This is a genomic window from Streptomyces sp. NPDC127097, assembly GCF_042724075.1.
GTDB lineage: Bacteria > Actinomycetota > Actinomycetes > Streptomycetales > Streptomycetaceae > Streptomyces.
In genome coordinates this window covers 1-12,922 of the sequence record NZ_JBHXFI010000023.1, presented here as the reverse complement: position 1 = coordinate 12,922, position 12,922 = coordinate 1, and the positions used below count along the sequence as shown (strand labels likewise).

Sequence of the window (12,922 nt, the reverse complement as noted above, 5' to 3'; positions counted from 1 at the left end):
GAACCAGGTGACCAACGACAAGAAACTTGTCGAGTATCTCAAGCAGGCCACAATCGATCTGCGGCAGAGCCGCCGCCGGATCTGGGAACTCGAATCGGAACCGATCGCGATTGTCGGCATGGCCTGCCGCTATCCCGGCGGGGTCGCCTCTCCGGAAGACCTGTGGACGCTGCTGTCCGAGGGCCGCGACGGCATGTCCGCCTTCCCGGCGGACCGGGGCTGGGACGTCGAGGGGCTCTACCACCCCGACCCCGCACACCCCGGCACCTCCTATGTCCGGGAGGGCGGATTCCTCCAGAACGCCGCGGAGTTCGACCCGGGGTTCTTCGGAATATCGCCGCACGAGGCGCTGGCGATGGACCCGCAGCAGCGGCTGCTCCTGGAAACGTCGTGGGAGGTCTTCGAACGCGCCGGAATTGACCCGGGCACCCTGCGGGGCAGCAAGACCGGCGTTTATGCCGGGCTGATGTACCACAACTACGCCGCGCGGGTCCTCGATGTCCCCGACGACATCGCCAGCTTTATGAGCACCGGCGCGGTGAGCAGTGTGGTCTCCGGCCGAATCTCCTATCTGTTCGGCTTCGAAGGCCCCGCGATCACCGTCGACACCGCCTGTTCCTCCTCGCTGGTGGCGCTGCACCAGGCGGTGCTGGCGCTCCGGGCGGGGGACTGCGACCTCGCGCTGGCCGGCGGCGTGACCGTGATGGCCACCGCGGACACCTTCGTCGACTTCTCCTACCAGCGCGGTCTCGCGGCGGACGGCCGCTGCAAGCCGTTCGCCGCCGCCGCGGACGGCACCGGCTGGGGCGAAGGCGTCGGCCTGCTGCTGGTCGAGCGGCTGTCGGACGCCCAGCGCAACGGTCACCCGGTGCTCGCGGTGGTGCGGGGTTCGGCGGTGAACCAGGACGGTGCGTCCAACGGTCTGACCGCCCCCAACGGCCCCTCGCAGCAGCGGGTGATCCGGCAGGCCCTCGCCAACGCGCATCTCTCGCCGTCGGACGTGGACGCGGTGGAGGCGCACGGCACCGGTACGACCCTCGGCGACCCCATCGAGGCCCAGGCGCTGCTCGCGACCTACGGGCAGGACCGCCCGGCGGACCGCCCGCTGTGGCTGGGCGGCATCAAGTCCAACCTCGGCCACACCCAGGCCGCCGCCGGAGTCGCCGGCATCATCAAGATGGTGCTCGCCATGCAGCACGGCGTGCTGCCCAAGACCCTGCATCTGGACGCCCCTTCACCGCATGTGGACTGGTCCGCCGGCGCGGTGGAACTCCTCGCCGAAGCCAGGGACTGGCCGGAGGCCGAACGGCCCCGCCGGGCCGGGGTGTCCTCCTTCGGCATCAGCGGCACCAACGCCCATGTCGTCCTCGAACAGGCCCCTGCCGACGAACCCGCAGACCCCGGCCCCGCCCCCGTGGCCTCCGACCCGTCCGGTCTGCTGCCCTGGACACTGTCCGCCCGTTCCCGGCAGGCACTCACCGCACAGGCAGCCGGACTCGCCGCCTACGTGGACGAGCGGCCGGAGCTGAACCCCGTGGACACCGGCTTCTCGCTGGTCACCACACGTGCCGCCCTCGACCATCGCGCGGTCGCCCTGGCCACCGACCGGGCCGGACTGCGCACCGCGCTGTCCGCCCTGGCCACCGATGACGCTGCGCCCGGCATGCTCACCGGACTGGTCAGCGACGGCAAACTCGGTGTGCTGTTCACCGGTCAGGGTGCGCAGCGACTGGGCATGGGCCGTGAACTGTACGAGACGTATCCGGTGTTTGCGCGGGCCTGGGATGAAGTCTGCGGGGAGCTGGACGGTCTGCTGCCTCGGCCGCTGACGGAGGTGGTCCGGGGCGGGGGTGAGCTGCTGGACCAGACGCAGTATGCGCAGGCGGCGCTGTTCGCGCTGGAGGTGGCGCTGTATCGGTTGGTGGAGTCGCGTGGGGTGGCTCCGGCTGTGCTGCTGGGTCACTCGATCGGTGAGGTGACGGCTGCTTATCTGGCGGGTGTGTGGTCGCTGGCGGATGCGGCGAAGTTGGTCGCGGCGCGTGGGCGGCTGATGCAGGCGCTGCCGACTGGTGGCGTCATGGTCTCGGTGCGGGCCTCGGAGGATGAGGTCGCGCCGCTGCTGGAGGGCCGGGAGCAGGTCGGGATCGCTGCCGTCAATGGTCCTGATGCTGTGGTGCTCTCGGGTGCTGAGGCCGAGGTGGAGCAGATCGCTGCCGCCCTGGAGGCGGAGGGCCGTAAGGTCAAGCGGCTGCGGGTGAGTCATGCCTTCCACTCGCCGCTGATGGAGCCGATGCTGGCCGAGTTCCGCGCGGTGTTGCGTCAACTCACGTACGCGGATGCTGAGTTGCCCGTCATCTCGAATGTGACCGGTCGGCTGGCCGCCCCCGCCGAACTCCGCGCCCCCGAGTACTGGGTGCGGCACGTCCGGGAGGCCGTCCGTTTCCACGACGGTATCCAGGCCGCGCACGCCGACGGAGGCGTCACCACCTTCCTCGAACTCGGCCCGGACGGCGTCCTGTCCGCCATGGGACAGGACTGCCTGGCGGACGACGTGGTCTTCGTGCCCACGCTGCGCAAGGACCGTCCCGAACCCGAGGTGGTTACGGAGGCCCTCGCCGGGCTGTGGGTCCGTGGGGTCCCCGTCGACTGGCAGCCGATGCTCGCCGGCGGCCGCCGGGTGGAGCTGCCGACGTACGCCTTCCAGCGGCAGCACTTCTGGCTGGAAGGAGACACCGGGCCCGGCGATATGACCGCCGCGGGTCTGGGCGCCGCCGATCACCCGCTGCTCGGTGCCACCGTGACCCTGCCGGACGCCGTGGTCCTGGCCGGCCGGCTGTCCCTGGCCACCCACCCCTGGCTCGCCGACCATGCCGTACTCGGCGCCGCCGTGCTGCCCGGCTCGGCCCTGGTCGAACTCGCCATCCGGGCCGGGGACCAGGTCGGCTGCGACCTGATCGAAGAACTCACCGTACGGATGCCGCTGGTTCTGCCGGAGCGGGGCGGAGTGCAGCTGCGCGTCGTCGTCGCCGAGCCCGACGCGGACGGCCGCCGGGAACTGGCGGTGTACTCGCGCCTTGAGGAGTCCCCGGAACAGTCCTGGACCGCGCATGCCTTGGGTGTGCTGGCGGAGGGTGCCGCGACGCCGGCGTTCGGCGAGCCGGTCTGGCCGCCGGCCGGCGCCGAGGCCCTCTCCGTGGACGCCTGCTACGACGCCCTCGGCGCCGCCGGATTCCACCACGGCCCCGTGTTCCAGGGCATCCAGGCCGCCTGGCGGCGCGGCGACGAGATCTACGCCGAGGTCACCCTGCCGGACGAAGTCGTCGCCGACGCGGCGAAGTTCGGGCTGCACCCGGCCCTGCTCGACGCCGCGCTGCAACCCGCGCTCGACGGGCTGCGGCTCCCCGCGTCCTGGGCCGGGGTGCGCCTGCACGCAGTGGGTGCCACCGCGCTCCGGGTGAAGCTGAGCAGGGCAGGTGACGGGTATGCGCTCCTCGTCGCCGACGAGGCAGGCGGCCTGGTCGCCTCCGTGGATGCGGTGCGCTGGGAGCCGGTGGTTCCCGAGCAGCTGACCACGACCGTCCCGGGCGACCACCACGACGCGCTGTTCGCGGTGGAGTGGGTGTCCCTGCCGAAACTGTCGGAACTACCGGAACTACCGGAACTACCGGAGCTACCGGAACTTCCGCAGCTTCCTGAGGCTTTCGAGGCTTCCGAAGCCGTGGGCGACGACGGCTTGGTGCTCCTGTATCCGTCCGGGGCCGGGGAGGGGACGACCGTTCCCGACGGCGTGCGGGCGGTGACGCACCAGGTGCTGGAACGGCTTCAGAGCTGGGTCGCCGATGACCGGAACGCCACCGCGCGGCTCGTGGTGGTGACCCGGGGTGCCGTCTCGGTCGCCGGTGAGCCGCTGGATCTGGCCATGGCGCCGCTCTGGGGGCTGGTGCGCTCGGCGCAGTCGGAGCACCCGGGACGCTTCGTGCTGGTCGATATCGACGACCACGAGAAGTCCTCCGCCGCGATCCATGCCGCCGTGGCCACCGGCGAAAGCGAACTGGCCGTCCGCGAAGGCGCGTTGTCGGTGCCTCGGCTCGCCAGGCTCGCTCCGTCCGCTCCGTCCGCTCCGTCCGCTCCGTCCGCTCCGTCCGCTCCGTCCGGACCCTCCGGACCGTCAGGCACGGCCACCGTCTGGAACCCCGACGGCACCGTACTGATCACCGGCGGCACCGGCACCCTGGGCACCCTGATCGCCCGGCACCTGGTGACCGCACACGGCGTTCGCAGCCTGCTGCTGATGAGCCGGCGCGGCCCGGACGCCGAGGGCGCGGCCGCACTCCGCGAGGAACTCACCGCGCTCGGCGCCCAGGTGGAGATCGCCGCCTGCGACGCGGCGGATCGCGATGCCCTCGCCGAGTTGCTGGCGGGGATCCCGGCGGACGCTCCGCTCACCGGCGTCGTGCACACCGCGGGGGTCACCTCCGACGGAACCCTTGGCTCCCTGACCGGGGAAAGCCTGAACACCGTGCTACGGCCCAAGATGGACGCCGCCTGGAACCTGCACGAACTCACTCAGGACGCCGATCTCTCCGCCTTCGTCCTGTTCTCCTCGGCCGCAGCGGTACTCGGCGCGGCCGGTCAGGGCAACTACGCCACCGCCAACACCTTCCTGGACACGCTCGCCCGCCATCGTCGGAACCACGGTCTGCCGGGCACCTCCCTGGCGTGGGGACTCTGGGCCGAGACCAGCGAGATCACCCAGCAGCTCAGCGACACCGATCTGCGACGGATGGCCCGCGGCGGACTCGTCCCACTCACCGCCGAGGAAGGCGTGGCCCTGTTCGACGCCGCGCTCACCACGGACACCGCGCTGTCCGTCCCGATCCGGCTGGACCTGCGGGCCCTCGCCGCGTCCGGGGAGGTGGCGCCCGTCCTGCGCGGACTGGTGCCGGTGCGCCGGCGGGCCGCCGCGGCCGGAGCCGGTGCGGGGAACGCGTTGCGGGACCGGCTCGTCGGCCTGCCGCAGGCCGACCAGGACCGGGCGCTGCGGGAACTGGTCACGGCCCAGGTCGCCCTGGTGCTCGGGTACGCGGGCAGCGGCGCGGTGGAGGCATCCCGTGCGTTCAAGGACCTCGGGTTCGATTCGCTGACGGCGGTGGAACTGCGCAACCGCATGGACACCGCGACCGGACTCAGCCTCCCGGCGACCCTGATCTTCGACTATCCGACCCCGGCCGCTCTCGTGCGGTTCCTGCGGGAAGAACTGCTCGGCGGGCAGACCGCCACCACCGTGGTGCGGTCCCGCGCGGCCGTGGACGACGAGCCGATCGCCATCGTCGGCATGGCCTGCCGCTTTCCCGGCGGCGTCGCCTCTCCGGCGGAACTGTGGGACCTGCTGGCCCGCGGCGAGGACGCGGTCAGCGACTTCCCCGGCGACCGCGGCTGGGACGTCGAGCGGCTCTACCACCCGGACCCCGACCACCACGGCACCTCCTACGTCCGCGAAGGCGGCTTCCTGCGGGACGTGGCCGACTTCGACCCCGGGTTCTTCGGCATCTCACCGCGTGAGGCGACCGCCATGGACCCGCAGCAGCGGCTGCTGCTGGAGACCTCCTGGGAGGCCCTGGAGGACGCGGGCATCGACCCGACGACGCTGCGCGGCGCCGACACCGGCGTCTTCGTCGGCACCAACGGCCAGGACTACGGCTCCTTCCTGGCCCACAGTTCCGCCGAGGTGGACGGTCACCTCGCCACCGGCACCGCGGGCAGTGTGGTCTCCGGCCGGATCTCCTACACCTTCGGCTTCGAGGGCCCCGCGGTCACCGTCGACACCGCCTGCTCGTCCTCCCTGGTGGCCCTGCACTGGGCGATCCAGGCGCTGCGGTCCGGCGAGTGCTCACTGGCTCTGGCCGGCGGTGTGACGATCATGTCCACACCGATGGAGTTCATCGAGTTCTCCCGCCAGCGCGCCCTCGCTCCGAACGGCCGCAGCAAGGCATTCGCGGAGAGCGCGGACGGCGCGGGCTGGGGCGAGGGCGTCGGCCTGCTGCTGGTCGAGCGCCTTTCGGAGGCCCGGCGCAATGGCCATCCGGTGCTTGCGGTGGTGCGGGGTTCGGCGGTGAATCAGGACGGTGCGTCCAACGGTCTGACGGCGCCGAACGGCCCCTCGCAGCAGCGGGTTATTCGTCAGGCGCTCGCCAACGCCGGACTCGACGCGTCGGATGTGGACGCGGTGGAGGCGCACGGCACCGGTACGACGCTGGGCGACCCGATCGAGGCCCAGGCGCTGCTCGCCACGTACGGCCAGGACCGCCCCGAGGACCGGCCCCTGTGGCTGGGTTCGGTGAAGTCGAACATCGGGCACGCCCAGGCCGCGGCCGGGGTGGCCGGGGTGATGAAGATGGTGCTGGCGCTGCGGCACGGTGTGTTGCCGAAGACGCTGCATGTGGATGAGCCGTCGTCGCATGTGGACTGGTCCGCGGGTGCGGTGGAGCTGCTGACCGAGGCCCGGGACTGGCCGGAGAGTGGTCAGCCGCGTCGGGCGGGTGTGTCGTCGTTCGGTATCAGCGGGACGAATGCGCATGTGGTGCTGGAGCAGGCTCCTGACGAGGTGCCGGCGGAGCCGGTTGAGGAGGCGCGGCCCGGGGTTCTGCCGTGGGTGCTCTCCGCGCGCTCCGAGCGTGCGTTGCTCGCGCAGGCGGCCCGGTTGGCGTCCTTCGTCGAGGACCGCAAGCAGTTGGACCCCGTTGATGTGGGGTTCTCGCTGCTGAATACGCGGGCGGGGCTGGAGTACCGGGCGGTGGTGCTCGGTGCTGATGGTGAGGAGGCGCTGGCCGGCCTTCGTGGGCTGGCTGCGGGGGTGGACCCTGCGGGTGTGGTGCGGGGCTCGACCGGTACCGGAGCCGGTAGCCGTGTGGCGCTCGTTTTCCCTGGTCAGGGCTCGCAGTGGCTGGGTATGGCCGATGAATTGCTGGCCTCCTCGCCGGTGTTCGCGGGGCGGATGGCTGAGTGTGGTGCGGCGCTGTCGGAGTTCGTGTCCTGGAAGTTGGACGAGGTGCTGTCCGACGAGGACGCGTTGACGCGGGTTGATGTGGTGCAGCCGGTGCTGTGGGCGGTGATGGTGTCGTTGGCCGCGGTCTGGGAGGACTGTGGCGTGGTGCCGTCGGCTGTGGTCGGTCACTCTCAGGGTGAGATCGCCGCGGCCTGCGTCGCCGGGATCCTGTCCCTGCGTGATGGTGCCCGGGTGGTGGCGTTGCGCAGTCAGGCCATCGGCCGTGTCCTGGCCGGGCGGGGTGGCATGGTGTCGGTCGCCGGCTCCCGTGAGGCCGTTCAGGAGCGCATCGCCAAGTGGGGCGAGCGGGTGTCCGTCGCCGCCATCAACGGGCCGACCTCGACAGTGGTTTCCGGTGAACCGGATGCCTTGCAGGAGCTGCTGACGGAGTGCGCCGAGCAAGACGTACGGGCCCGCCAGATCCCGGTGGATTACGCCTCCCACGGTGCCCAGGTCGAGGAGCTGCGCGAGGAACTCGCCACGGTCCTGGCCGAGGTGGCACCCGCGGAAGGCCGTATCCCGTTCTACTCCGCGGTGAACGCCTCGCCTATATCGGGTGAGGAGCTGGACGCCGCCTACTGGTTCGAGAACCTCCGCAACACCGTACGGTTCGAGGAAGCCGTCCAGGCACTGGTCGCCGACGGGCACGGCGTCTTCGTCGAGTGCAGTGCGCACCCCGTCCTCACCCCGGGCATCGAGGACACCGCGCAGGAAGCGGGCAGCCCCGTCGTAGTGACCGGGACCCTGCGCCGCGACGAAGGCGGCTGGTCCCGATTCGCGCAGTCCCTCGCCCAACTCTGGTCACACGGCGTGCCGGTGGACTGGAGCACCCTGCTCCCCACCGGCCGGCGGATCGGCCTGCCCACCTACGCCTTCCAACGTCAGCGCTACTGGCTGTCGGCCGCAGCGGGCACTCAGGATGCCGCCGGTCTCGGGCTGCAACCGGTTGAGCATCCGCTCGTCCCGGCCGCTGTTTCCATGGCCGGTACGGACACGGTCGTCCTCACCGGGCGGATCAGTGCGGCCACCCACCCCTGGATCGCCGACCACACCGTCCGGGGCGTCACCATTCTCCCTGGCACCGGCTTTGTGGACCTCGCCATCAGGGCCGGTGACCAGGTCGGCTGCCCCAGGGTCGAGGAGCTTGTGCTGGAGGCCCCGCTGATCCTCCCGGATCAGGGCGGGGTGCAGCTCCAGGTCAGCGTCGGCGCTCCAGACGATCAAGGACGCCGGCCGGTCACCGTGCACTCGCGGGCCGATGACGCGCTTGACGGTGAGCCGTGGACCGGGCATGCCACCGGGCTGCTCGGGCCGGACACCGCCGCCGGCAGTGGCACCGGCCTTGAGGTGTGGCCCCCCAAGGGAGCCACCCCGGTGGACCTGGACGGCATTTACGACCAGCTGGCCGCGGCCGGAGTGGACTACGGTCCCGTGTTCCAGGGCCTGCGGGAGGTCTGGCGTCAGGGTGCTGACCTCTACGCGGAGGTGACCCTGCCGCAGGACCAGCGGGGCGAGGCCGAGCGGTTCGGGCTGCACCCGGCCCTGCTCGACTCCGTACTGCACGCGCTGTCGTGGTCCCCGCTCGCGGAGCAGGAGGGTGGCCCCTGGATGCCGTTCACCTGGAACGGTGTCTCGCTCTTCGCGACCGGGGCGAGCACCCTGCGGGCCCGCCTCAGCACCGCGCCCACGGGGGCGGTGACGCTCGATATCGCCGACGGCCTCGGAGAGCCCATCGCCTCCGTCGACGCGCTGCGGCTCCGGGCCGTCACGGCCACCGCGCTGACCGGCGCCGCACCGCGTGACACCCTCTTCCGACCCGAGTGGGCGGCCCTCCACGGGCCGAAGTTCACGGGCTCCTGGGCCGTGCTCGGTGCGGACCGCGCGGGACTGTCGGCTGCCCTCACGGGGAACGGCGACACCTACGCCGATCTCGCCGCGCTCACCGCGGCGGTCGGCGCGGGCGCGCCCGTACCCGAGGTCGTGCTGATGGCCGCACCGCGCAGCGACCAGGACGGATTCCTCCCGGGGGTGGTGCACGGCGCCGTGCGCGACGCCCTGGAACTCGTCCAGCGCTGGCTGGCCGACGACCGGTTCGCCGCCTCCCGTCTGGTGCTGGTGACCAGCGGGGCCATGGCGGCCGAGGCCACCGATCCGGTGACCGATCTGCCGCACGCGGCGAGTTGGGGGCTGTTCCGGTCCGCCCAGTCCGAGCATCCCGGGCGGTTCGTCCTCGTCGATCTGGACGAGCAGGACTCCTCGGCCGCCGCCCTGCCGGAGGTCATCGGCTCCGGCGAACCCCAGGCCGTGGTGCGGGCCGGCACACCCCGCGCCGTACGGCTCGCCCGGGTCCACCTGACCGGCGAAGCCCCGGCCTTCGACGCACAGGGCACCGTGCTGATCACCGGCGGCACGGGAATGATCGGCACCCTGGTGGCCCGTCATCTGGTGACACAGCACGGGATACGTCATCTCGTGCTCACCAGCCGCCGTGGCGCGGCGAGCCCGGGGGCCACCGAACTGCGGGACGAGCTGGCCGGACTCGGGGCGGAAGTCACCCTCGCCGCCTGCGACGCCGCGGACCGGACCGCGCTGGCGGAGCTGCTGGCGGCCGTTCCGCAGGACCGTCCGCTGACCGCGGTCGTGCACGCGGCCGGGGTGGTCGAGGACAGTGTGGTCACCTCGCTCACCCCGGGGCATCTGGACACCGTGCTGCGGCCCAAGGTGGACGCGGCCTGGAACCTGCATGAGCTCACCAAGGACCTCGGCCTGTCCGCGTTCATCCTGTTCTCCTCGGCGGCCGCGCACTTCGGCAACGCCGGGCAGGGCAACTACGCCGCCGCCAACGCCTTCTTGGACGCACTGGCACACCACCGGCGCGCCCAGGGCCTGCCCGCCGTCTCGATGGCGTGGAGCGTCTGGGCCGAGCGGGTCCAGGCCGCGGACCAGAGCGAGGAGATGCGGGCGGAGCGGATCTCGGCGGGAGCGATGACCGCGGAACTCGGCATGGTCCTCTTCGACCATGCCCGCCGGGCCGGCGAACCGGTGCTGGTGCCGATTCCGCTGGACATCCCGGCGATCCGGGCCCTGCCGAAGGACCGGATACCGATCCTGCTGCACGGTCTGATGCCGGGCGAGACCCGGCGGTCGGCCGGTGCCGAGGGACCGGGCGAGAAGGGCTGGGCGGACCGGCTGATCGCCATGCCGGCGGACAAACAGCGGGAGAGCGTGCTGGCCCTGGTGCGTACTCATGTCGCATCGGTACTCGCCTACGAGTCCGCCGAACAGGTCGAGGACCACCGGCCCTTCAAGGACCTGGGGTTCGACTCGCTGACCGCCGTGAAACTGCGCAATCAGCTCGCCGCGGCCGGCGGCCTGACCCTGCCCGCCACCCTGGTCTTCGACCATCCGACCCCGGTCGCGCTCGCCGAGTTCCTGCGGGCGGAACTGGTACCGGCCGAGGCGGACCCCTCGGCCCGCCTGCTCGCCGAACTCGACCGGATCGCCGCCGGACTGCCGGAGATCGACCCCGATGCCGCCGGCCGGGACAAGATCACCGCTCGGCTGCGCAGCATCTTGTGGCAGTGGGACGAGAGCAGGAACGGCGAGAGCCCGGAGAACTCCGAAGAGGACTTCGGCTCAGCCACCGACGACGAACTCTTCGATGCTCTCGACAACGAACTCGGAATGTCCTAACGCGTGCGGATCAAGCGCCTGACAGTGTTTTGGGGGAAGGTACCGGATGGAGAATGAAGCCAAACTCCGGGATTATCTCAAGCGAGCAACGGCTGATCTCCGCCGCACGCGCCAGAGGTTGCGCGAGGTCGAGGAGAAGCAGCACGAGCCGATCGCCATTATCGGCATGGCCTGCCGGTACCCGGGAGGAGTGAGTTCACCCGAGGAACTCTGGCAGCTGGTGGCCGACGGCCGGGACGCCGTCACCACCTTCCCGGACGACCGGGGCTGGGACCTGGAATCCCTGCACGACCCGGATTCCGGACGCCCCTACACCTCTTATGTCCGCGAGGGCGGATTCCTGCACGACGCCCTCGAATTCGACCCCGAGATGTTCGGCATTTCCCCGCACGAGGCGTCCGCCATGGACCCCCAGCAGCGGCTGCTGCTGGAGGCGTCCTGGGAGGCGTTCGAGCATGCGGGAATCGACCCGATGGCCCTGCGCGGCAGTTCCACCGGGGTGTTCGCCGGGCTGATGTATCACGAGTACGCGTCGCGGCTGAACCATGTCGCCCCCGAAGCCGCGGGATTCCTCGGCACCGGGAGCATCGGCAGCGTGCTGTCCGGCCGGATCTCGTACTCCTTCGGCCTGGAGGGCCCGGCGGTGACCGTGGACACCGCCTGCTCCTCTTCTCTGGTGACGCTGCACCTGGCCGTACAGGCGCTGCGGACCGGGGAGTGCTCGCTGGCCCTGGCCGGCGGGGTGACCGTGATGTCCACCCCCGACACGTTCATCGACTTCTCCCGCCAGCAGAACCTGGCCCGCAACGGACGCTGCAAGGCATTCGCCTCGGGCGCGGACGGCACCACCCTCGCCGAGGGCGCCGGAATGCTGCTGGTGGAGCGGTTGTCGGACGCCGAGCGCAACGGCCACCCGATCCTGGCGGTGGTGCGGGGTTCGGCGGTGAACCAGGACGGTGCGTCCAACGGTCTGACCGCCCCCAACGGCCCCTCACAGCAGCGCGTCGTGGAGCAGGCCCTGGCGAACGCCCGGCTCTCCGCCGATCAGGTCGACGCGGTGGAGGCGCACGGCACCGGCACCGCTCTCGGCGACCCGATCGAGGCGCAGGCACTGCTGGCGACGTATGGGCAGGGGCGGCCGGAGGGCCGGCCGTTGTGGCTGGGTTCGGTGAAGTCGAACCTCGGACATACCCAGGCCGCGGCCGGGGTGGCCGGGGTGATGAAGATGGTGCTGGCCATGCGGCACGGTGTGCTGCCGAAGACGCTGCATGTGGATGAGCCGTCGTCGCATGTGGACTGGTCCGCGGGTGCGGTGGAGCTGTTGACCGAGGCCCGGGACTGGCCGGAGAGCGGCCAGCCGCGCCGGGCGGGTGTGTCCTCGTTTGGCATCAGTGGGACGAACGCGCATGTGGTGCTGGAGCAGGCCCCTGTGGCTGAGCCGGAGGCCGTGGAACCGGCTGAGGCCGCACCGGCTGTGGGTGTGCCTGCTGGGGTGGTGCCGTGGGTGCTGTCGGCGCGTTCGGAGCAGGCGTTGGTTGCCCAGGCGGGGCGGTTGGCGTCCTTTGCGGCGGACCGTCCGGGGCTGGATCCCGTTGATGTGGGGTTCTCGCTGCTGAGTACGCGGGCGGGGTTGGAGTACCGGGCGGTGGTGCTCGGTGCTGATGGTGAGGAGGCGCTCTCGGGCCTTCGTGGGCTGGCTGCGGGGGTGGACCCTGCGGGCGTGGTGCGGGGCTCGACCGGTACCGGAGCCGGTGCCCGTGTAGCGCTGGTTTTCCCTGGTCAGGGTTCGCAGTGGCTGGGCATGGCGGACGAACTACTGGCTGCCTCCCCGGTGTTCGCGGGGCGGATGGCTGAGTGTGGTGCGGCGCTGTCGGAGTTCGTGTCCTGGAAGTTGGATGAGGTTCTGTCCGACGAGGACGCGTTGGCGCGGGTTGATGTGGTGCAGCCGGTGCTGTGGGCGGTGATGGTGTCGTTGGCTGCGGTCTGGGAGGACTGTGGCGTGGTGCCGTCGGCTGTGGTGGGTCACTCTCAGGGTGAGATCGCCGCGGCCTGCGTCGCCGGGATCCTGTCGCTGCGTGACGGTGCGCGGGTGGTGGCGTTGCGCAGTCAGGCCATCGGTCGGGTGTTGGCCGGGCGGGGTGGCATGGTGTCGGTCGCCGGCTCGCGCGAGGCCGTTCAGGAGCG

1 protein-coding gene and 1 pseudogene are annotated in these 12,922 nt (G+C 71.3%); both read left to right on the top strand.

Features of this window, described 5'->3' with window-relative positions; genetic code table 11:
• Nucleotides 1-7 precede the first annotated feature (7 nt).
• A complete protein-coding gene (locus ACFWJW_RS19070; protein WP_387242295.1) occupies nucleotides 8-10,738 on the top strand; it encodes an SDR family NAD(P)-dependent oxidoreductase in 10,731 nt (3,576 codons plus the stop codon).
• A 52-nt stretch (nucleotides 10,739-10,790) separates the two neighbouring features.
• Nucleotides 10,791-12,922: pseudogene (locus tag ACFWJW_RS19065) on the top strand (type I polyketide synthase); the annotation flags it as partial.